Source organism: Hydrogenoanaerobacterium saccharovorans (genome assembly GCF_003814745.1).
Classification (GTDB): domain Bacteria; phylum Bacillota; class Clostridia; order Oscillospirales; family Ruminococcaceae; genus Hydrogenoanaerobacterium; species Hydrogenoanaerobacterium saccharovorans.
This window is the reverse complement of the sequence record NZ_RKRD01000003.1, coordinates 253,849-277,054: the sequence shown is the minus strand read 5'-3', so window position 1 is coordinate 277,054 and position 23,206 is coordinate 253,849. Positions and strand designations below refer to the sequence as shown.

The following is a 23,206-nucleotide window of genomic DNA, read 5'->3' as shown; positions in this document are numbered from 1 at the left end:
CCCGTCTAATACACGTACAAAGCGTTATAGTTGCTCCCGTTTCCGATATAATCCATAATCTGCGAACTGCTTTTTGCACTGGATGCAAACGTGGGGTCCATACGCACCCACGAGGTACCGTCAAAGTAAATAATCCCGTTTACCCAGCCCACATCCGTGATGTACACACTTACCCACGCATGGTAAACCTTTCCCGAATACCCCACAACCAGCTTGGTGGGTATTCTTTGCGTACGCAGCATGGTTGCCATAACCGCGGCATAATCAAAACAAATTCCTTTACCGTTTTTGATAATAGTATCCACATCGGGTAAATAGCCCGAGCTTGCTTTTTCGGCTTTATCAAAATCATAGGTGATATTGTTGATGACGTAGTTGTACACATTTTCTACAACCTTTAAATCGCTGTTTGCGGTACGGGCAAGTTCGGTGCCCAAGGTTACCGTACTGCTGCCCGAAGAAAAGTTCACATACTGGTTTGGATAAAGAAACGGAAGCAGGCTGCTTTTTAAGTCAGCCTGAAAAGACTCTCCGTAAGCCAGTGCATATTGATTGCCTGAGACATTTTCAAACACATTTAGCGTATAGCTGCCGCTGCCGCCTGCCAAAGGGAATGTTTCGTAATTGCCGCTTGTATTTAAATTATATGTATAGGTGGTACCGCTATCGCGCGTAAGCTGCAGTTTCACATTGGAGTTGCTCCCCAAATAACGTACCATCACATAACCTTCCGCCACATTGGATGCATCAATTTCTACCAAGCTGTTGCCGAGTACGGTAATCCCGTCGGCAGAAGGCACCAACACCCGTGCTGTAGAATCCCGCGTATCGCCGGTTGCCGGCGGCTCTGAAGATGTAGGCGGGTCAGAATTCTCGATGATTGTCTGAAACGGGGCAGAGCTGCTTACAGGCTCTGCTTTGCTGCTCGAGGGTTCCGGCTCACTGCTTGCAGCACTGTTATCTATAATTTCGGTCTTAGATGTTTCGCTTGAAGATAAAGACGAGCTTGCCTTTACGCTATCGGGGGTTGCAGTTACTTCAGCCGCCCTTCCGCAGCCCGTGAAAACAAAAAGCAGACAAACAACAATAATCATTACAGCGATGCATTTGTACTTTTGATAAAACTTCATTCTGCCTGCCCTCCATTCTGTCACTATCCGATATTTTATTGTACCACAGAAGACGTCTGGCTTGATGATGCGGAGTCTTGCGGTGTTTCTGTTATGGAATTCTGCTGCACGTCGTCCCAGCTTTTTGCAGATGCTTCCCACGCATAGGGTTTCTCCATACCGTCAACCCATGGTTTATAGGCGTAATCTTCGGTATAAGGCGCCTCCTGTTTTAATTCTGCCCTCACAACAATGCGCTCGCGCGTAGTGCCTATAGGGGTGCAAGAAATAAGCGTCAAGCACGAAAACCCCTGTCCATAAATGGGGCCCCAATCATCGGGTTTTATAATTTTTGTATCTTTATACTCGTACACAAAGATTTGATTGTTATAAACCAAATAAAAAAGGTCGCCTTTGGTAAGTTTATGGATAAAATAAAAATGGGCACCCTTAATATCACGATGAGCACCAATACTGACATTGCGTTTACCCTCACCCGGCAGTTGAGAATAGTCAAAAAGCCCTGGGCCGATATCGAGATATTTGTTGGTGACACCCGCTTGAATTTCGGTATCCACACCCATACGGGGGATTTTCAGCACCAGCTGCCCCGATTGATAATCTGCTCTTTCTTGGGTTATATACAGCTTATCCTTTAAATAGTCTTCATCGTAAATTGTTTCAGATGCCGCCGAACTTTCTTCCGAAGATGTGGGGGGCTGTATCGGCTGTATTGGGGCAGATTCTACCGACTCGGGCTGTGGCGGAACAGGTGGGCGAAAAGATTGTATGCTTATCAGCAATAAAACAATGCCTACAAGCAAAAGAGCCGCAGATACTATTTGCCTGATGCGAAACTTTTTGTTGCGCGGCTTAGGCGAAATGTTTCCGTTTTCGTTGTTTTCTATTTTTTTCAGTCCTCTCACCTGCTTTTCAGCCTTATTCGTATTTATCCAATAATAGTTATTTTTCATTATAAAATTATTCCATACACTTTACCTATCTAATATTATATATGATTTTAAGTAAAAAGGAAGAATATTTTAAAATGATAAAAAATCTTTTTGTATTTTATTTCAAATCTCATCCAAAAATGGTATAATAACTATTGGTAAATATTAGCGAAAAGATTGGGGTGCTCTACATGACCCAAGCTGAAAATTTTAAATCACAACATGCGGAGCTGATTGAAATTTCTATGCTCGGCAGTTTTGAATTGCGCTGCGGTGACAAAATAGTGCAAGACAACGGGAGCCGAGCGCGGCAACTGTGGAATGTATTGGAGTATTTGATTGCGTTTCGCAACAAAGATATTTCTCATTCTGAACTGTTAGAGTCTATATGGTTAAATGAAGAAGGCGAAAACTTTGCCAACACGCTAAAAAGCCTTATTTACCGCATCCGCACCACACTGACGAGCTCCGGTATTCCGTATGCAAAAGACATGATTGTTTACAAGCGCGGTGTTTACAGCTGGAACAACAATTTAGGTACCGTAGTAGACAGCGAAACATTTGAAGCCTGTGTTAAAGAGGCGTCGAATATCAGCCTTTCATCAGAAGAGCGCATTGAACTGTATCTGAAAGCGATTCGCTTGTATAAAGGCGATTTTCTCCCCAACTCCTCGTATGAAGCATGGGTTATACCAATTTCAACGTATTATCATAATCTTTATATAAAATCTGTTCGTGATGCTGTTGTTTTACTGAATGAAAAAGGCAGATACGATGATATTATTACAATTTGCGAAGCAGCAATTATTATAGACCAATTTGATGAACCCATCCACGAGGCTTTAATCCATGCTTGGATTATGCAGGGCAATTCGCAAAAGGCGCTAAGCCATTACGAATATGTCACCGACCTATTTTACCGTGAACTTGGTGTAAAACCATCCGAGCGCCTGCGCAATACCTACCGTGAAATAATAAAAACCGTAAGCCACGTGGAGACCGACCTCGAAGTAATCAAAGAAGACCTGCGCGAGGCAAGCCAGGCAAAAGGAGCATTTTACTGCGAATACGAAATATTTAAAAATATGTATCAATTAGAAGCACGTTCCACCGCCAGAACCAGCCGCGCAGTATTTATTGCTTTGCTAACCCTTACCACCGAAGACAAACAAACACCGGATAAAAAATTGCTTCATTCGGGAATGGAGATGTTGTTGGATACCATACGCTCCAATCTGCGCCGGGGTGATGTATTTTCTCGCTTCAGCGCAACCCAATATGTTTTGATGCTGCCGTCGCTCACTTACGAAAACGGCCAAATGGTATTAAAACGAATCATCAAAAGTTTTAAAAAGGAGCATCCGCGGATTCCGCTTGTAATTTGCACCAACTTACAACCCCTCGACCCTGTTGCGGTAAAATAAACCAGATAAAAACAACTTAAAAGGAAAGCACTGTATTTTAACGCAGTGCTTTCCTTTTTTAGCTTCTCTATTTTGTTTCTGTGTTTAAAATGTTAAATAACTTGCCAATAAGCAATACTGTACGGCGGCAGCGCGCTGCCTCCCCCAAAATCGTGTATTTCTTCGTTAAGTAAATTTTTTGCAGTGCCTGCATTGGCATCAAAATGTGCTGTATAGGTTTCGCTATCGATATTCAGGGCGACAAGCACTCTTTCACCGTCGTATTCGCGCTCAAAAATCAATTGTTTATTGGTAAGCACAATCGACCGAAAACCACCGTAGCACAACGCCTTGCTTTGACGATGTACCGTAGCCAGCTTAGAAATAAAAGCGGTGAGAGTGTTGCATTGCGGTGCATCAAAACAAGGGCGCAGGTTGCTGTCGCCACCTTGCTGTTTTGCACCCTGTGCCCCCCATTCACTGCCGTAATAAACACAAGGAATGCCCGGCATTGCAAAAAGCAGCCCATAAATCAGCGGCAAATGCTGCGGGCTGGTAAGGTTACTTGCAATTCGTGACACGTCATGGTTATCGACAAAGCATAAAAGGTGCTTGCCGCGGTACAATGCCCACTGCTCTTCACCAAATTGACGCAGCAAGCTGTGGGTAATCTCAAATAGATTGAGGCTGTTAAAACTGGAGTAAAGCCCTTTGTAGCATTCGTAATTTGTTGCACTGTGCAGCATCCTATCATTTACAAGCTGGTTGTAATCCCCGTGCAGCATTTCGCCAACGAGAAAAAAATCAGGTTTTAATTTATCGCAAAAGCTGCGCAGACTTACCACAAAATCATGGTCCAAACAATATGCTACGTCCAAACGGAGCCCGTCAATATCAAATTCGTTTACCCAGCCGCGTATGCAAGAAAACAAATGCTCAACAACGGCAGGGTTTCTTAAATTCAGCTTTACCAATTCAAAGTGGCCCTCCCACCCTTCGTACCAAAGACCGTCGTTGTAATTGCTGTTGCCATCAAAATTGATATAGAACCAATCTTGATAGGGTGAGTTTTCGCGATTCCGCAATACATCTTGAAACGCCCAAAAGCCGCGCCCCACGTGGTTAAACACACCATCCAGCACTATTTTAATGCCTTTTGCATGAAGCAATCGGCAAACCGATGCAAAATCATTATTACTGCCAAGGCGGCAGTCCACCTTTGTATAGTCGCGTGTATCGTAGCCATGGCAATCCGACTCGAATACAGGGCAAAAATAAACCGCGTTGGCACCCAGTTGTAAAATATGCTCAATCCATCCCTCCGTTTTTTTGATACGAGGTACAATCATACCGTCATTTTCGAGCGGAGCACCGCAAAAGCCGAGCGGAACTATCTGATAAAATACACTTCCGTAAGCCCACATATACAAATCCTCCTTATGTTAAAGACAGATGCAAAAAAGTAAAATGAGGAACAATTAATTTTATTATATATCAATGAATTTTGAATGCAACAAACTATCATAGTAAGGTTAGATGTATAGTAAATCACCCCGCAACTTTTAGGCTGCGAGGTGATTTACTGTTTATTAGAAAGGGGATTGGTAAAATTAAAATCGGCAGCACTTTTGTTATCTGCCGTACAGATGTGTTATATCGCCAATACGCTTTGCAAGTTCGGGAGCAAGTGCGTTGGGCGAAAGCCGCCAGCGCCAGTTGCCGCCTATGGTAGACGGCGTGTTCATACGTGCATGCGAATCCAAGTTAAGATAATCTTGCATTTGTACCACAGCCAAATTGGCTACGCTCGCCATTGCAGCACGGATAAACTCCCAAATGCCGTTTTTATCGTTTGTTATGTTGAGGTAGCGGCGGGCAAAAGCCACATCCTCACCGGATGCGCTCGAAAACCATCCGCGTACCGTATCGTTATCGTGCGTACCGGTATATACTACACAGTTTTTGTTGTAATTGTGCGGCAGGTAATCGCTTGCCTCACGCGAATCAAATGCAAACTCCAATATTTTCATGCCCGGGTAACCTGTTTTGCGGCGGAGTTCGTGCACACCTTCTGTGAGATAGCCAAGGTCTTCGGCTATCAGCCTTATATTGCCAAGCTGGGGCAGAATGCTCTCGAAAAAGTGATAACCCGGCCCTTTGCGCCACTCGCCGTTTTCTGCGGTTTTATCGCCATAGGGGATGGCATAATAGCTTTCTAACCCGCGAAAGTGGTCAATTCTGGTTACATCGTATATGTGCGAAGCGGCTTTCAGGCGTTTTACCCACCAATCGTAGTTGGTTTGTTTGAGATAATCCCACCGATAAAGCGGATTACCCCAAAGCTGCCCCGTTGCGGAAAATCCGTCTGGAGGAACCCCTGCCACATCAATAAGATTTTTGTGTTCATCCAGCAAAAAAATTTCGCTGTTCGCCCAAGTATCTGCGCTGTCAGCTGCAACATAAATGGGCATGTCGCCAATAATTTCTACATTGTTTTTGTTTGCATATGCTTTCAGCGCATACCACTGTTTAAAAAACAAGTACTGTAAAAAGATATAATATTCAATGTCATCGGCAAGCTGCGCTTTGTATTGCTGCACTGCCTCGGGTTTTCGCAGTTTAATGTCTTCGTCCCATTCTGTCCATGCACGAAGACCCATTTTTGATTTTACCGCCATATACAGCGCGTAATCCTCAATCCAACCGCTGTTTTCAGTTCGGAATTCATCCAGTGCCTGCTTATTCTCAAATCGCCGATAAGCTTTCCACAACAAAGCATAGCGGTTGTGGAATATCTTTGCATAATCAACCGCTTTTTCATCGCTGCCCCAATCGTAAGCATTGCATTCTTCGTTTGTAAGCATCCCCTCTTCACACAGTGTAACCAAATCTATAAAATAAGGGTTGCCGGCAAAAACAGAAAACGACTGGTAGGGTGAATCGCCAAAACCGGTTTGCCCAAGCGGCAGCAGCTGCCAATAACGCTGCCCTGCCGCACGCAAAAAATCGACAAATTGGTAAGCCTGCCTGCCGAATGTACCAATACCGTAAGGGGATGGCAAACTGCTGATATGCAGTAAAATACCGCTGCTTCTCATTGGAAAGACTCCTCTTTATTTGATAGCGCCGTCTGTAATCCCTTTGACAATATACTTTTGACAAAACAGGTAGAAAACAACGATGGGCAGCATACCCATAATCAGCCCCGCTGTGGCAAGATCCCAGCGCTTTGAAAATTGCCCGAAAAAGAAATAGGTTTTGAGCGGAATCGTCTGCCAACCTGCCTTATTAATCGTAAGCTGAGGTAACAGAAAATCATTCCATATCCACATAATATTAAGGATGGCGACCGTAATGGCAATGGTTTTAAGAAGCGGAAACACCACCTGCCAAAAGGTACGAAACGGGCTGCAACCGTCGATGGTAGCCGCTTCTTCCAGCTCTAGAGGTACATTTTTAATAAAGCCGTGGAATAAAATGATAGACAGGCTTGCACCAAAACCAATATACATAAAAATAAGCCCAAAGCGGTTAAGCGCAGTAAAGTTTTTCTGCCCGCTTATATAAGCAAGTGATGCCGCAATAAGGATGACGGCAATCAACGCGAATGCCACGTAAGAAATCAGCTTTGACTTTTGTTTGCCCAACTTTTTTTCAAGAGAAGCCCCTATCGCCAGCGAAAGAATAAATGCAATATACAATTCGGCTATAACAATCAGTGCCGTAATGTAACTAGGGGTGCTCATCAAACGTACCAACGGCAGCATGACGCACTGAAACGGAATAAGCATTGCAGTTGCAAATGTCATAAAAATAACGGTACTCAACTTCATTTTATATCGTACCAGTACCCAAGCCGCCATGGCAGTAAGCACAACAATCAGTATGGTTGAAACAATGGTAATCAACAACGAATTGCCCAAAGACTGTATAAAATCGAGTTTTTCAAATGCTTCGGGGTAGTTTTTTAAAGAGAGATAATCTGCACCGGGGAAAGCAAGAACATTTTTAAAAATACCTTTTTGGGTTTTAAACGAGTTTACCGCCAATACATACAGCGGAAACAAAAAGAGGATACCGAGAATTGAGCCCGCCAAAGCCGTTGCAATACGAGCTGTTTTTTGCTGCTTCATTACATCTCAACCTCCCTCTTTTTACTGAAGTAGAGTTGGGTTAAACTGATTGCTGCTACTACTATGAGGAAAACAACCGCTTTTGCCTGTGCCAAACCAAGGTCGTTGTAAGAAAACGCGGTATTATAGATGTTGAGCGCAAGCATTTGTGTGGATTTGTAAGGGTTGCCGCCTGTTAGCGAGAGGTTTTGGTCAAACAGCTTAAAAGAGTTTGAAAGCGATAAGAACAGCCCGATTGTAAATGCGGGAGCAATCAGCGGAATGGTAATTTTGGTGAGGCGTTTCCAGGCGCCGGCACCGTCTATTTGAGCAGCTTCCTTAAGGGAATCCGGAATATTCTGAATCGACGCAATATAAATAATCATCATATAGCCTGCAAGCTGCCATGTGGTTACGATGACCAAGCCCCAAAACCCTGTTTCCGGGGTAGATAACCAACCATCCAAAAAACCGACATGAAACAGGTCGCCCAAGCTTTGAAACACCTTGGTAAAAATAAACTGCCAGGTAAAGCCAAGCAGAATGCCTCCAATGAGATTCGGCATAAAAAATACTGCACGAAGAAAATTCGAGCCTTTAAAACCTTGCGTTACAATAAGAGCCAGCACAAAACCAACTGCATTTACCGAGATGACGGAAACAACAGCAAATTTTGCTGTAAATACAAACGCATTGATAAATTCGGGGTCACCCGTAAAGACTTTGATATAATTTGTAAAACCGATAAAATTCAGCTTTGAGCTGATGCCGTTCCAATCGGTAAAAGAAAACCCCAAACCGATGATGGTAGGGATAAGCTGCACGGCTACAAAAGCGAACAATACCGGAAAAACAAATCCCCAAAACCCTATTTTTGACTTTTTCATCAATGTCACCTCGCATAATCGTTTCTATATCTGCTTTAGTGTTTGCTGCACAAGCCGAAAATAAACGTGCTCATATCGTATCTTAAAACTTGAGGGGACTTTTCGTCCCCTCAATACATTTACACTTTCAGATACGATAAATATAATTTTATTTTCTTCTTTGCTCCCATTGTGCCTTTGCATCGTCAATTGTCTGCTGCCAGGTAAATTCACCTGCCAAATATTTTTGTACGTTTGTACCCATAACATCCATCACCCAGTTACCGGTGGGGCAGCCTTGGAACACCCAAGGAAGTGTCTTGCCTGCGTCTGCATATCTCTTAACTGCTTTGCCGAGAGGGTCTGCAGGCTCTGCGGTGTAACCGGTAAACGGCGGAATAAAGAAGAACTCATTCACAACAATATTCATACCTTCTTCTGAGGTATACAGCCAATTTAAGAAATCTTTCGCTGCTGCTTTCTGTGCATCGGTAGAGTCTTTGTTGATTACCCAATAGTTCGGAACACCAACTGGGATGGAATCTTCTTTTGCCCCTTTGATCGGCATAGGCAGAATATCAAGCTTTTGGGCAACTTTAGCATCCATGCTGTTCACATCGTTGTAAATCCAGTTACCCTGCTGAATCATAACAACTTTTTCGAGTGAAAAGTCTTCTTTCACCTGCGTAGAGTAATCCATTGCATTGAGTTTACCTTTATCGTTTGCATATTCAGAGTAATTTGCCTGTAAGTCAATCAGCGCTTTGTAGCCGTCGGCGTATTTAAAGTCAACGGTTTTAGCAGAGAACGCATCCAAAACACTGTCAAACTCCTGGCTGAGCGGTACATTGACTGCATGGGTGCCTACAATCCAGGTTTCTTTCGCAGGCAATGCAAAAACAGCCTTCAAGTCGGGATATTTTTCTTTCAGCGAACCGTCTTTGATTTTTGCATCGATTGTTTTGCAAGCTGCCTCCAGTGCATCGTACGAGTTGATTTTGCTGATATCAACACCGGCAGCTTCCATAATCTCTTTGTTGCAGGTAAATCCGTACCCTTCGATGGCATACGGCATACCATAAACCTTACCGTCAACGGTAACACCGCCAAGGGTGCCCTCCACCGCTTTTGAAACCCACGGCTCGGCCGATAAGTCTTCCAGTTTCTCTTGCCAGTCGTAGATATCCTGCGGGCCGCCACAGTTAAAGATAGTAGGCTCCTCAGACTGCATTTCTGCCTTGAGTGCAGCGCCGTAATCATCACCGCCGCCAACGGTTTTTAAGTTAATTTTCACATTGGGGTGAGATTCCATATAAGTTGCCATTGATTTTTCAAGGGCTTCTTGAATTTCCACCTTAAATTGGAAGATATTCAGTGTAACCTCTTCAGCCGCAGGTGCTGCGGATGAATCACCGTTTTCAGGAGTGCCGGCTTCGGTTTTTGGGGCGGAACCACAGCCTGTAAACAGCGCTGCTGCCATTGTCAGAGACAGAACCATTGCCAATACTTTCTTAAACATAAGGGTACCTCTTTCCTCAATATTTTGTAATTTATGTTGATACCGTTACGGTAACAATGCGTTGTCAGACCGCTCGCCGTTTAAAGGGCGGAAACTTTCGCCCTCTATCAAGGTGGCATCAAATTTTACGTGCCGATGCACCCCTTCGTTTTCCAATACATCCATCAAAGTTTTTACACTGTCCAGCGCCATTGCCTCGTCCGGCTGATAAATTGTGGTGATGGAAGGAGAATAAAACCGTGCCATTTCCAACCCGTCAAAGCCGACGACAGAAACATCATCGGGTATTTTTTTACCGGAATCCAGCAGTGCTTTTGCAGCACCCATTGCCAGCATATCCGAAATACAAAATACACATGTAAATCTGGTTTGGCTAAGCAGTTTATTTATGCTGTCATAACCGCATTGCAACGAAAACTCGCCGGTCGAAACAATCTTTTGTGCTTCTACCGGAATGCCGTTATCTTCAAGCGCTTTTTTGTAGCCCTCCAAGCGCAGCCAGCCGATGCTTTGATCATCGGGTGCAGCCGAAATAATTGCAATTTCTCTGTGCCCTGCTTTGCAGATGTAATCTACCGCTTTGTATGCCTCTGCAAAGTCATCGATGCTGATACTAGAAAAAACCGTTTTATCAACGCTGTCATCCAGCGAAGTAATGGTGGTAAGCACAAAAGGAATTTTAATTGCCGCAAGCTTTTGTTGCGAATGATTGAAACAGCCGCCTAAAAAGATGATGCCCTTGAGTTTTTTCTCCATAGAAAGCTCGATTGCCGAATCGATTTCATCTGCATCCGACTCTACCTGATGCAATATCATAGAATATTTACGGCGGGTAATCTCTTTCTCAATCACCTTGATCATGCGAGAAAAAAACGGGTTGGTAATCCCCTTAATCAGCACACCAATCGTATTGGATTGATTGCGTTTTAAATTGCGCGCACTGTTGTTGGGCACATAATGATGTTTTTCTATCACTGCCATAACGCGTTCTTTTGTTTCTTTATTGACATCGGGATGATTGTTTATAACGCGCGATACAGTACTGACCCCCACACCAGCAAAGCGGGCAATATCCTTAATATTTACTTCAGAAATTTTCTCCACCGTCTTTCTCCGAAACTCCATTGGTATTGATACCGGTAACGTTTCCAATACTTTATGAAATAATGTTATCATAATTTATATCGGTTTTCAATAGGGATTTGCTTGTTTTGTGAGAAGATATCAATATGTAAGTTTTGTTTTGTTAAACATGCCGGAAAAAAGAGCGCAAAAAAGCGAGCCTGTCAGCAAAACAGGCTCGCTTTTATCCGATTTAATTTATAGTACTAAGGACGGGGCAGCATACACTCTTGCGCCAAGCTCGGCATCCAGCATATACAACCCTTTGGCATCGTTGCCGAACAGTTCAAAACGCTTTACCAAATCTTCGGTGCTTTTTTCTTCTTCTCCCTGCTCTTTTACGAACCAATCCAAAAACTGCATGGTACGAAAATCTTTGGCCTCGTAAGCAGCTGCATAAATATTGTTAATGGACGCAGTTACTTCTCTTTCGTGTTCGAGCGCAGCGGTAAGCGGCATTTTAAAATCGGTAAAGGTAATATTCGGCTTTGCCACAGCTTCAAGGGTTACCTTTTCGCCGTTGTTGAGAAGATAGGTACGGAACAGCATTGCGTGGTCGCGTTCCTCCTGCGTTTGCACATAGAACCAGTTTTCAAACCCGTTGAGGCTTTCTTCGGAATAATAGTTTGACATATCAAGATAAAGATAAGCAGAGTAAAGTTCCTTGTTTATCTGATCATTCAATAGGGCGGTAACTTGCTTATTTAACATAAAAATACCTCCTGTTTCAGTAAATTCACTTTGTAAGTTCATTATACCCTAATTTGGTATGATTTGCAATAGCAGGTATAATTAATCGTTTTGTTCTGAGTTATCTTCACCTGCAACATATTTTTTTATACCCGGCCATGCTGTAAAGCTTGAAATAAACGCAATATGCGAAAACAGCAACAGCAAAATGATTGGTATAGAAAATGGGAAGAAAAGAAAGCACCCGCCGCCAATAACAATAATAACCAACAATGCGGGCAAACTGTGTTTTAAACAAACAATACTAAGCAGCATCGCATTTTTATAAATAGCTTTTAAAGGCAGGCTTACTGTTACAATCAGCGGATAAACATAAATACACGCCATCGCCAGTATAAACGAAATTGCAACAAGCAGAAACCAAAGGGCATACATCATTTGGTTTTGTGCTGCCGCCGCAAGATAAAAGCGCATACCCACAATCATCATGATACTGAGTACGGCTGTCAATAATCCCGTAATAAACGACTGCTTAAATTCGGCTTTAAATGCAGCCCAAAAATCGCCGAACACAAAAAACGGGCGCTCACGAATCATTAACATAGTCACCTTGCTCATAGCCGCGTAGGCAGGCCCGATTGTGACAATCGGTATGCTAAAAAGCAGAAAAATCAAATTCAGCTTGATAAGCTCCCAAAAAGCACGAATGTATATGTCGAAAAACAAAGCCAGTCCCTTTTTTGGGGGAGCGTTTTTATCAATCCCCGGTCCCGGTTTATTGTAATTACCGCCAAAAAGTCCCATCATCCAATCCCCTATCAAACAGTTAAAATGTAGTAAACAATTGATTTATTATAACACAAACCTTGTGCTTATGCATCTTTTCAGCGTTATTTTTGTACCAATCAAAAATAAAAAAATATTAAATTAAGTGCATTCGGTTTATTATGCTGTTGCAATTATCCATAATACCTGTTAAATATTAGTCGAACCTATGCTATAATGTGTTTTAGCAATTGAATATGCAATATAAAAGGATGACGACCTATGATAAAATTAACACGTTTTTTAAAGAAATTCCGCCTACAGGTGATTTTAGGCCCTATGTTTAAAATGACCGAAGCGGTGTTTGAATTGATCGTACCTTTGGTTATGGCAAGTATGATTGATGTAGGCATAAAAAACGGAGACACCGCCTATGTTTGGAAAATGGCAGGCATTATGGTTTTGCTGGGGATAGTAGGGCTGGGGTGCTCGCTTACCTGCCAATTCTTTGCTTCACGCGCATCGCAGGGGTTTGGTACGGTGATGCGTAACGAATTGTTTCGGCACATCAACTCGCTTTCGCATGCCGAAATTGATAAAATGGGCACGCCCTCGCTGATTACACGCCTGAACAACGACGTAAACCAGCTGCAGCTTGCGGTAGCTATGCTGATTCGTTTGGTGTTTCGCGCACCGTTTCTCGCCATTGGTGCCGCCGTAATGGCAATGGCACTCGACCTTAAAATGTCGGTGATATTTATTGCAGCGGCAGTACTTATCGCAATCGTACTTTATATCGTGATGAGCCGCTCTGTTCCATTTTACAAAAAAATTCAAAAACTACTTGACGGGGTATCCCTGATTACACGTGAAAATCTAGAAGGCGTACGCGTTATTCGTGCATTTAGTAAACAAGCAGATGAACAGCAACGTTTTGAACAGACCAGCGAGCAGTTAAGGCGTTCTTCTGTTGCGGTTGCAAAACTTTCGGCACTGCTCAGCCCTGTAACCTCCATCGTGGCAAACTTCGCTATTTTAGCTATCCTTTGGTACGGCGGCTTGCGGGTTTACGCGGGTACACTCACACAAGGGCAGGTAATTGCACTTTGGAACTATATGACGCAGATTTTGCTTGCGCTTATTGTGGTAGCAAATCTGGTGGTTATTTTCACAAAAGCATCCGCCTCTGCGGCACGCGTTAACGAAGTTTTTGAAACTGCCCCCTCCGTCACCGATATTGGCAACACAACACAAGCTCCCGTTTTGGGCGCACCTAAAATAGAGCTGAGAAATATTTCTTTCTCTTACAACACGGGGGATGAAAATGTGCTCAGCGACATCAGCATAGCCATAGCAAAAGGCGAATCAATCGGCATTATCGGAGGTACGGGTTCGGGTAAATCCACCCTTGTCAATTTGATCCCCCGTTTTTACGATGTATGCAAGGGCGAAATTTTAATAGATGGCGTCAATGTAAAAGCATATCCGTTTGAGCAGCTACGCGGGCAAATCGGTATAGTGCCTCAGCGCGCAGTACTGTTTTCGGGTGATATCCGCTCGAACATGCGTTGGGGATGTGAAAATGCAACCGACCAGCAAATCGACCGTGCACTCTCCATCGCGCAGGCAAAAGAGTTTGTGGATAAGCTGCCCAAAGGCTACGAAACCACTATTATGCAGGGCGGAAAAAATCTTTCAGGCGGGCAAAAACAGCGTCTTACCATTGCACGTGCATTGGTAAGCGAACCCCAAATTTTAATTTTAGATGACAGTGCCAGTGCATTGGATTTTGCAACCGATGCTGCTTTGCGCAAAGCATTGGCAAGTGAAACAAAAGGAATGACCGTGCTGATGGTATCACAGCGTGCCAATACCGTCAAAAATGCCGACCGCATTATGGTGCTGGATGACGGCGAAGTTGCGGGCATCGGAACTCACCAAGAGCTGCTGCAAAGCTGTGCAGTTTACCGTGAAATCTGCCTGTCGCAGTTAAGCAGCGAGGAGGTGAACCGCGCATGAATTGGGCTGTGTTAAAACGTATTTTAAAATTTATAAATCCTTATAAAAAATATATCGTCGGTGCTTTTATCAGTGCTATCGTAAGCGTTTCTCTCACATTGCTTTCACCTGTTCTCATCGGCGATGCAATCGACCTGATTGCAGGTTATGGCACAGTGGATTTCGCAGGCTTGCTGCGTATTTTAGCGGTACTTACTGCTATCATCTTGATGAGCGCACTGTTCCATTGGCTGATGACGTTGTGTACCAATATCATCACCTATTCTGCAATAAAAGATTTGCGTACAGCGGTATTTGTAAAACTGGAACAGGTTCCGCTGCGATATATCGACGGTACCGCACACGGCGACCTTATCAGCCGCGTCGTCAATGATATTGACCAGATTTCAGACGGTTTGATACAAGGTTTTTCGCAATTATTCCTTGGCGTAGTAACAATTGTGGGCACCCTTGGGTTTATGCTTTCGATAAATGTAAAGATTGCATTGGTTGTTGTGATACTAACCCCCGTCTCGCTGTTCGTTGCGTCTTTCATCGCCAAGCATTCCTTTGACGAATTTCGTAGGCAATCTGCCATTCGCGGCGAACTCGGCGGATATATCGAAGAACTGATCGGCAACCAAAAGGTGGTAAAAGCATTTGGCTACGAGCACCGCTCGCAAGAAACGTTTGAAGAAATCAACGCTCGCCTTTATGCAACCGGAGTAAACGCGCAGTTCTATTCCTCTACCACCAACCCGAGTACGCGCTTTGTAAATGGTTTGGTGTTTGCTGCGGTTGGGCTTTCAGGCGCACTGGCAGCCATCAGCGGCAGGCTTTCGGTAGGCCAGATTTCATGTTTTCTTACCTATGCTAACCAGTATACAAAACCGTTTAATGAGATATCGGGTGTTGTTACCGAGCTGCAAACCGCTACCGCAAGTGCCCGCCGCGTATTTGCTATTTTAGATGAACCTACCGAAAAACCGGATGCAACCGATGCTTTGGTACTGACACACTGCAACGGGAATGTGCACCTCGACGATGTTTCATTCTCCTACTCGCCCGACCGAAAACTGATTGAACACCTCCACTTAGATGCAAAATCAGGGCAGCGCATTGCCATTGTAGGCCCTACCGGCTGCGGCAAAACCACCATTATCAACCTGTTAATGCGTTTTTACGATGTAAACAGCGGCAGCATTGAGGTAGATGGTGTGGAAACACGTGCCATTACCCGCAGCAGCCTGCGTGCGACGTATGGCATGGTTTTGCAAGAAACATGGGTGTTCACCGGTACCATCCGCGATAATATCGCTTACGGTAAACCCGATGCATCCCTGGATGAGATTATTGAGGCTGCGAAATCGGCACATGCGCATAGTTTTATCAAGCGTTTGCCGCAAGGATACGACACCTTGATTGCGGAAGATGGAGGGAACCTCTCGCAAGGGCAAAAACAGCTGCTTTGTATTGCGCGCATTATGCTTACAAAACCGCCTATGCTGATTTTGGATGAAGCGACCAGTTCGATTGATACCCGAACTGAAATCCGTATTCAAAAAGCATTTACACAAATGATGGAAGGGCGCACAAGCTTTGTTGTAGCGCACAGGTTGTCCACCATCCGTGAGGCAGATTGCATTTTGGTAATGCGTGACGGTAATATAGTAGAACAAGGTACCCATGCCCAACTGCTTGAAAAAGGCGGTTTTTACGCCGATTTGTACAACAGCCAGTTTGCATCAAGTGCCGATACTTCATTTTAAAATGCTCTTTAAACGTACAAAGGCTATCCGAAATAACGGATAGCCTTTTATTTTTATTGATATTCTTTGATTGCTTTGAGCACGGCATTGAGTGCATGTGAACCGGCAAGATAGCGGATAAACTCCCGCTCGCTTGCATAGCCGCGCGACAGCTGCAGTTCTAATACTTCGTTGTACCATTCGCTGGAGATACCTACATATACAAGCCCTACCGGTTTTTCATCGGTACCGCCATCCGGCCCTGCAATGCCTGTAGTAGAAACGCCGATATCTGCGCCCGATATTCGTCGCACCCCATCTGCCATCTCTTTTGCTGTTTGATGAGAAACTGCGCCGTATTTTTGCAACGTCTCATGTTTTACCCCAAGCAGGTTTTCTTTTATTTCGTTCGCGTAGCTGGTAACACCGCAATCGAAAACGGCACTGCTGCCTGCAACTTCTGTAATACGTTTTGAGATATAACCGCCTGTACAGCTTTCAGCCGTAGCTACCTTGAGCTTTTTCGCGTGAAGTGCCCGCACAACCGCTGTTTGCAGGTTTTCTACATCGATACCGTAAATATATTGTGGAAAACGGCTTTGCAGCATCTCCACAGCCGGTTTCAGCAGTGCCTCCGCCTCTTCGGCAGTATGGGCAGATGCGGTAACACGCAGCATTACTTCACCCTCTTTTGCATAAGGTGCAATGGTTGGGTTTTGCATCTTTTCAATATCTTGGCGCAGCTTAGATTCCAGTGCACTTTCGCCAATACCAAAAAAATACACACAATGCGAGCGGAATACCTGCTGCGACCGCTTTTGTAAGTACGGGATTACCTGCTGCTCAAACATCGGTGTCATTTCTCGCGGAGGGCCGGGCAGCAAAACAGCAATTTTGCCGTCTTTTTCAAGTATCGCACCGGGCGCTGTGCCGTTACGATTTTCAAGTACAATGCACCCCTCAGGCATCATTGCTTGCTTTAGGTTGTTTTCGGTCATCTGCCGTTTCCATCTATCAAAAAAAGTGCGGATGCTTTGTGCCGAAGGCTCGTGAAGTTTTAGCTTTACACCGAAATAATCAGCTACAGTCTCCTTCGAAAGGTCATCGTACGTAGGCCCCAGTCCGCCTGTGGTGACTACAATATTATTGCGTGAAAATGCAATATCAAGCGCGTCTTTCAATCGATTTGGGTTATCCCCCACCACCGTATGGTGAAACATATTAATACCAATATCGGCAAGACCGCGTGAAATAACCGCAGAGTTGGTGTTGACGATATTACCGAGCAAAATTTCTGTACCGATGCATAAAATTTCAGCCGAATCTTGAGAGTGGGTCATGGTAAAATCTCCAATCTGATTTAGGATAAAGATGTAATTTGTTATATATTCTAGCACATTCCTTTCTGTGTTACAAACACAAATAAACATGGAATTAATATAAACTTTATCATTTCTTTGGCTGTTTTGTAAAAAATTTCTTTTTTAGTCATTGAAATCAATTTGATAATAAAGTATCATATATATAAGCTAAATTATCGACACATTGCAGCAGTATTTTTTGTAAAAATGCATCATAATTATGAATGAGGTACATAGTATGAAGTATGAATATCAAACTAAAAGAAGTATTCTTCGTATCGTGGTGGCAATCGCATTTGTTATCGCAATATTTTCTACCCTTTTTTACTGTTATATTCATAATCTAAACGAATTTTTAAAGTTAACCCATTCTACCGTACTTGCACAGCCATTAATAAACAAAACAATTACTACTTTTATTTTGCTAACTGTGTTGTTCGCAGTTGTTATCGTGTACTTAATTCTTTCAAACAGCCATACACAAAAAAAACTTTATGCATTTGCTTTTACAGACCCTGTTACTAGAAAAGGCAATTGGAACTTGTTCGAAAAAGAAGTGGTAAGCCTTATTGAAAGGCACCGTCAAACAAATTACGCAGTTGTTCAAATTGATATTGATAAATTTTCGCTCATGAACGACATGTTCGGTTACGAAACAGGTGATAAGCTGCTTTATTTTGTAGCAGATACGCTTGCCAAAAACATAAGCAGCAAAGAAACATTTTGCCGCATTGCTGCCGACAATTTTTGCCTGTTGTTGGAATATATATCTGACCAGCAGCTGATTGACCGCATGAATTTTTTTTACAGACAAATCAATCTGTTAAACAACATTATTCCCGAACCGTATTATATGGGTTTTTCTGCGGGTGTGTACCGTTTGCAAGATCGCTCTGAAAAGCCTGCACTGATGAATGACCGTGCAAAAATCGCGCGTAAACGGGGCCTTGAATCGCAGGACACTCACATTGTATTTTACGACCCTACCACGCGTGATACTCTGGTAAAAGAAAAGCTGTTAGAAAACCAAATGTACAATGCACTTAAAACCAACCAGTTTGAAGTGTATCTTCAGCCTAAATACGAGCTGTTGCATAACTGCATTGTAGGGGCAGAAGCACTCGTCCGTTGGAATCATCCCATTGCAGGGATGCTTTCTCCGGGAGAATTTATCCCGTTTTTTGAACAGAACGGATTTGTAACCAAACTGGATTTTTACGTTTTCGAAAACGTGTGTGCTTTGATGCGCTCTTGGCAGGATAATCAATTATCCCCTATGCCGATTGCCATAAATTTTTCAAGATTGCATTTGGATAAGCCTGATTTCACCGTTCATCTTCAGGAAATCATCCGTAAATATGATATTTCCCCTTCTCTTCTTGTAATTGAATTGACCGAAAATACTTTTTTAAATAACATAGATACCGCACTTTCCGTTATCTTTCGGTTAAAGTCGCTGGGATTTACCGTTTCGATGGACGATTTTGGTTCGGGTTTTTCTTCGCTGAACCTGCTCAAGCAAATCCCGGTAGATGAGTTGAAACTCGACCGAGGGTTTTTCTGCGATACAATTCATGAGCAGCGCGGCGAAAGCATTGTGGAAAGTGTCATCAATATGGCGAAAAAACTCAACATGTCCACTGTTTCTGAAGGGATTGAGGAGACAGCGCAAGTGGACTTTTTGAAGAAAATAGGGTGCGACATTGTTCAGGGATATGTGTTTGCAAAACCAATGCCTGTTGCAGAATTTGAAGCACTTGCATTTGCATCAGAACCCTGCTTTGCCGAAAAAGTTACCAAGTAATCAATCAAAGGAGCAGTTATCGTGAAAGAAAGCATCCGCACGATTTGTGAAGCAGAGGATAAAAAGCAGCTTGAGGATATAGCGAATAATATTATGGGTGCCATTATGAGCTGTAAGGACGACTGTTGGTTTACAATTAATTATGCCAGCATGGGGCTTTTGCGCCTTACCGGCTTTACTTGTGATGAATTACGCGACCTTTTTCAGAATAGGTTTATCTTGTTGATTTACCCAGAGGATGCAGACAATATGAAGAAAGAATTTGAAGAGCAACGAAAGTTAAGCGATTATATAGAATTGGAGTATCGCCTGGTTTGTAAAGACGGCGGCACTGTTTGGGTTCTTGAAAAAGGCAAATTACATAAAGATGAAAACGGCAACTATACCTATTACTCGGTTTTTTTTGATATTACAGAGCGTAAAACTTTGCAGCTGCAGCAGGCAATGCGAAATGAACACATCCGCAAAATAATCGAACAAGAAGGAGACATTCTTCTTGAATGGACTATTTCAAACGACACCTTGTTTTGTTCGCCTAATTTTAAAATAAAGTTCGGTTACGAACTTCCAGATAAATTTTGTTTGGAATACGCCATCGACCATGTAATTTACGAAGCAGATATTCCCCTGTTTCGGCAGCGCCTGCAATATTTACTCAACGGCAAGGTACCTTGCGGGGATGATTATCGCATAAAAAAGGCATCTGGTGAGTACCTTTGGTGCAAAATACGCAGTACTGTACTTTGCGATTCAGATGGAAATCCGCAAAAAGTTATTTGTATACTATCCGATATAGACAGCCAGAAAAAAGAACGCCAGATGCTGGAAGCAAAAGCTCAGCGCGACCTGCTGACAGGAGCTTACAATAAAATTACCGCTCAATCGCTGATTGAAGATTATTTAAACGGCGACGGTAAAGACGGATACCATGCTCTTTTTGTGATTGATATTGATAATTTTAAATCAATCAACGATCATCTGGGGCATTTAAAGGGTGACAGCGTACTCAGCAGCATATCATCGTGCCTCGCAAAGCAATTTCGCCCCAACGACATTGTAGGGCGAATCGGCGGTGACGAATTTATGGTGCTGCTCAAGAATATTCCGTCCATTGAGTTGGCAGAGCAAAAAGCACAGCATTTGGTTCATGTTTTTCGCAATGTGCTTTGCGACATTGACAATGACTTTACCATATCCGGCAGCATTGGCATTTCTATTTACCCCGACCATGGGCATCAGTTTGAAGAATTGTTCCGCAAAGCAGATGCCGCACTGTACTTTTCGAAAGGTCACGGTAAAGACTGCTATCAAGTATATAGCTGTCAGGTCGCCCCGAGTTCCGAAAGAAGCTACCTCAGTACAGAGCAATCGCTTCGGCGAGACCTTGCGCGGTGTGTTTTCGAAATATTGTATGATACCCAAGACATTTGCCCTGCAATCAGGCATATCCTCGGAATTACAGGACGGTATTACAGTGTACCTCATGTTTACATATTTGAAAGCCAGGAGGATGACGGTAAATTAATATGGGAGAACACCTTTGAGTGGTGCAGCGACCTTGGTTTGCCGTTCAGCCAAAATTATGTCAACTATTTGAATATCCATTCCGAAGAATATATAAAACTGTTTGATGACAATGGTATTTTTTATTGCAGCGATCTCTCTTTACTGCCCCATGAACTGGAGCAATCATTGCGCAATAGGGAGGCTAACTCAATACTTCAGTCTGCAATTGTTCGAAACGGGTGCATAAAAGGTTTTATAGGGTTTAGCGAAAGTATACCGGGGCGCCTTTGGAACAAAGCAGAAATAGAGGCTGTTATTCTCATATCTAAAATATTGGGTGTATTTTTACTCAACGACCGCTCTCGAAACGAACTGCAGCAAAGCAATTTTACCGCAAAAACCATCATTGACCGTATGAACGTGTGCGCATACGTACTTCGCAAAGAGGATTACAAAATTCTTTATGCCAATGACCTTGCGCGCCAATACCACCCGGAATTGGAAATCGGCAAAACCTGCTTTTCTTGCTCATATGGCAAATTGCCCTGTTCCCGCTGCCCCATAGATGAATTGGATGATAATGTTGACCGCTGGACCGTTAATTTTTGCAATGCATGCCACATGTGGTCGGAATGTTCGGTATCTAAAATGAAATGGACGGACGGGAAAGAGGCATATCTCATCATCTGCAATGATGCCGCCAAATAATAAGAGAAAAAGAGTCCGTGTAACAATAAGATACACAGGCTCTTTTTAAATAGCATCAACCAAGAGCAACGTCCAATATCATCATGATTAAAAAACCCGCCAGTACGCCGATAGTGCCAGAGTGAGAATGCTCACCGAGATTGGCCTCGGGAATTAATTCCTCGACAACAACATAGATCATTGCACCCGCCGCAAAAGCCAACAACCACGGCATTATATGCATGATTGAGCCCATCATAAGCACCGCTAGAACACCCGCTATGGGTTCTACAATGCCGGATAATGCCCCGTACACAAATGAACGAGTATTGGAAAGCCCTTCTTTTTTCAGCGGTAAAGAAATGGCTGTACCCTCGGGGAAGTTTTGCAACCCGATACCCAACGCAAGGGCAATCGCCGAGGCAATGGTAATTGAACCGCCTTTTTGTGCGGCAAGCGCAAAGGTAAGCCCCACAGCCATCCCTTCGGGAATATTATGTAAAGTCACCGCAAAAACCAGCATTGTAGTGCGCTTCAGCGACGAACTAAGCCCCTCGGGTTGAGAGCTGCCCGGGTGAAGATGGGGAAGAAGCCGGTCAAGCAGCAGCAAAAATGCAGCACCCAGTACAAACCCACCCGCGGCGGGTATCCAGCCAATACTGCCCTGTTCTTCTGCCATTTCAATTGCGGGTATCAGCAGCGACCAAACCGAGGCTGCTATCATAACCCCCGCAGCAAACCCGAGAAATACGCGCTGAATGCTTATGCTTACTTCTCCGCGAAAAAAGAAAACAACCGCGGCACCTAGCGCAGTAGACAAAAAAGTAAATCCTGTACCAGCCAATGCCAGTAAAAGCGGATTAAAATCATTCAATCGTGTTCATCCTCTCTAACATAGTTCTTCAAAATCATACCATTTATTTCACATTCAGGCAATAATCTAAAATCACTACGGTTAGAAAATTTACCTCATAAAATTTATATAATTTTAGTGATTATGTATACTAAACTTGTATTTAATAAAACCAATGTAAATAATGTGTAGTATTTTAATAATATAATAATAGGATTTTATTATAAAATGGCTAAATATTAAAAATTCTTATTAAATGTTGGTGTTTATTTAACAGATTGTAAGAATTTTTTTTTATGTTTATAGTAAAATTGATTGATTATTCTATATTTATGGGTTACAATTAAAGTAATTTTTATTTCAAAATATTACATTAAAAAGCAGAATTGGTGGTGATATGATTGGCACAAGAAACGATAGAGGCAATTCGTCAGGCTGAGCTTGCTGCAGAGCAAACAGAAAAAAATGCGGCAAGCGAAGGGGACAAAATCATTGCTCAGGCAAAAGCTGAAGCAGCAGAAACCATTATGCAGCTTACCAAAGACGCAAAAGAAAAGGCAGCGGATGCGCTTGCCTCCGCAAAAAAGCAAAGTGATAGTATGATGGCAGATGCTCTTCATCTGGTGGAGCAGGAGCTTAGCACTCTACGAGATGCCGCAAAGGCAAAAGAACCGCAAGCGGTTCAGTTGATTTTGTCGGAGCTGATCTAA

At 43.3% G+C, this 23,206-nt stretch carries 18 protein-coding genes; 6 read left to right on the top strand and 12 right to left on the bottom strand.

Annotation, left to right across the window (positions count from 1 at the left end; genetic code table 11):
- Positions 1-5: 5 nt before the first annotated feature.
- Together EDD70_RS13545 and EDD70_RS13540 are read right to left on the bottom strand one after the other, a co-directional pair.
- The gene (locus EDD70_RS13545) at positions 6-1,130 is read right to left on the bottom strand and encodes a transglutaminase-like domain-containing protein (RefSeq protein WP_092756255.1); all 1,125 of its coding nucleotides are present in this window, start codon (positions 1,128-1,130) and stop codon (positions 6-8) included.
- A 35-nt stretch (positions 1,131-1,165) separates the two neighbouring features.
- Positions 1,166-2,035, bottom strand: a complete 870-nt coding sequence (locus tag EDD70_RS13540) for a sortase (RefSeq protein WP_162840938.1) — start codon at positions 2,033-2,035, stop codon at positions 1,166-1,168.
- Positions 2,036-2,253: 218 nt separating this feature from the next.
- On the opposite strand from EDD70_RS13540, the gene EDD70_RS13535 reads away from it, so the two are divergent.
- Positions 2,254-3,486 carry an AfsR/SARP family transcriptional regulator gene (locus EDD70_RS13535; RefSeq protein WP_092756250.1) on the top strand — a complete coding sequence of 411 codons (1,233 nt, stop codon included), beginning with the start codon at positions 2,254-2,256 and terminating at the stop codon, positions 3,484-3,486.
- A 92-nt stretch (positions 3,487-3,578) separates the two neighbouring features.
- Here the strand turns inward: EDD70_RS13535 and EDD70_RS13530 are convergent, their stop codons facing one another.
- From EDD70_RS13530 to EDD70_RS13495, 8 genes are all read right to left on the bottom strand, one after another.
- Entirely contained in the window at positions 3,579-4,889 is a 1,311-nt protein-coding gene (locus EDD70_RS13530; protein ID WP_092756248.1) for an alpha-amylase family glycosyl hydrolase, read from the bottom strand.
- A 207-nt stretch (positions 4,890-5,096) separates the two neighbouring features.
- On the bottom strand, positions 5,097-6,563 hold the full coding sequence (malQ, locus tag EDD70_RS13525; RefSeq protein ID WP_092756246.1) for a 4-alpha-glucanotransferase: 1,467 nt from the start codon (positions 6,561-6,563) through the stop codon (positions 5,097-5,099).
- A gap of 15 nt (positions 6,564-6,578) precedes the next feature.
- Positions 6,579-7,598, bottom strand: coding sequence for a carbohydrate ABC transporter permease (locus tag EDD70_RS13520; RefSeq protein WP_092756244.1), 1,020 nt, complete (start codon positions 7,596-7,598; stop codon positions 6,579-6,581).
- Positions 7,598-8,464 (bottom strand): carbohydrate ABC transporter permease, encoded by an 867-nt coding sequence (locus EDD70_RS13515; RefSeq protein WP_092756242.1) that lies wholly within the window; start codon positions 8,462-8,464, stop codon positions 7,598-7,600. The genes EDD70_RS13520 and EDD70_RS13515 overlap by 1 nt, the downstream gene beginning before the upstream one ends.
- A gap of 148 nt (positions 8,465-8,612) precedes the next feature.
- Positions 8,613-9,962: an ABC transporter substrate-binding protein gene (locus tag EDD70_RS13510; RefSeq protein WP_092756240.1), complete on the bottom strand. Its 1,350-nt coding sequence runs from the start codon at positions 9,960-9,962 to the stop codon at positions 8,613-8,615.
- A 45-nt stretch (positions 9,963-10,007) separates the two neighbouring features.
- Complete coding sequence (locus tag EDD70_RS13505) at positions 10,008-11,066, bottom strand: LacI family DNA-binding transcriptional regulator (RefSeq protein WP_242943184.1); 1,059 nt, start codon at positions 11,064-11,066, stop codon at positions 10,008-10,010.
- Positions 11,067-11,282: 216 nt separating this feature from the next.
- Positions 11,283-11,795 carry a ferritin gene (locus EDD70_RS13500; RefSeq protein WP_092756238.1) on the bottom strand — a complete coding sequence of 171 codons (513 nt, stop codon included), beginning with the start codon at positions 11,793-11,795 and terminating at the stop codon, positions 11,283-11,285.
- An 81-nt stretch (positions 11,796-11,876) separates the two neighbouring features.
- Positions 11,877-12,581 carry a YesL family protein gene (locus EDD70_RS13495; RefSeq protein WP_092756236.1) on the bottom strand — a complete coding sequence of 235 codons (705 nt, stop codon included), beginning with the start codon at positions 12,579-12,581 and terminating at the stop codon, positions 11,877-11,879.
- 240 nt (positions 12,582-12,821) lie between these two features.
- On the opposite strand from EDD70_RS13495, the gene EDD70_RS13490 reads away from it, so the two are divergent.
- Complete coding sequence (locus tag EDD70_RS13490) at positions 12,822-14,558, top strand: ABC transporter ATP-binding protein (protein WP_092756234.1); 1,737 nt, start codon at positions 12,822-12,824, stop codon at positions 14,556-14,558.
- Positions 14,555-16,306, top strand: coding sequence for an ABC transporter ATP-binding protein (locus EDD70_RS13485; protein ID WP_092756232.1), 1,752 nt, complete (start codon positions 14,555-14,557; stop codon positions 16,304-16,306). The genes EDD70_RS13490 and EDD70_RS13485 overlap by 4 nt, the downstream gene beginning before the upstream one ends.
- Positions 16,307-16,359: 53 nt before the next feature.
- Here EDD70_RS13485 and EDD70_RS13480 read toward each other — a convergent pair whose 3' ends face one another.
- Positions 16,360-17,625: a competence/damage-inducible protein A gene (locus EDD70_RS13480; protein WP_092756230.1), complete on the bottom strand. Its 1,266-nt coding sequence runs from the start codon at positions 17,623-17,625 to the stop codon at positions 16,360-16,362.
- A 259-nt stretch (positions 17,626-17,884) separates the two neighbouring features.
- Between EDD70_RS13480 and EDD70_RS13475 the strand changes: the two genes are divergently transcribed.
- Together EDD70_RS13475 and EDD70_RS13470 are read left to right on the top strand one after the other, a co-directional pair.
- Positions 17,885-19,450 carry a putative bifunctional diguanylate cyclase/phosphodiesterase gene (locus EDD70_RS13475; RefSeq protein WP_162840937.1) on the top strand — a complete coding sequence of 522 codons (1,566 nt, stop codon included), beginning with the start codon at positions 17,885-17,887 and terminating at the stop codon, positions 19,448-19,450.
- Between the two features lie 21 nt (positions 19,451-19,471).
- Complete coding sequence (locus tag EDD70_RS13470; protein WP_092756226.1) at positions 19,472-21,664, top strand: sensor domain-containing diguanylate cyclase; 2,193 nt, start codon at positions 19,472-19,474, stop codon at positions 21,662-21,664.
- A gap of 55 nt (positions 21,665-21,719) precedes the next feature.
- On the opposite strand, the gene EDD70_RS13465 is transcribed toward EDD70_RS13470, so the two are convergent.
- On the bottom strand, positions 21,720-22,517 hold the full coding sequence (locus tag EDD70_RS13465) for a ZIP family metal transporter (protein WP_092756224.1): 798 nt from the start codon (positions 22,515-22,517) through the stop codon (positions 21,720-21,722).
- 380 nt (positions 22,518-22,897) lie between these two features.
- Between EDD70_RS13465 and EDD70_RS13460 the strand changes: the two genes are divergently transcribed.
- Positions 22,898-23,206 carry a hypothetical protein gene (locus tag EDD70_RS13460; protein ID WP_092756222.1) on the top strand — a complete coding sequence of 103 codons (309 nt, stop codon included), beginning with the start codon at positions 22,898-22,900 and terminating at the stop codon, positions 23,204-23,206.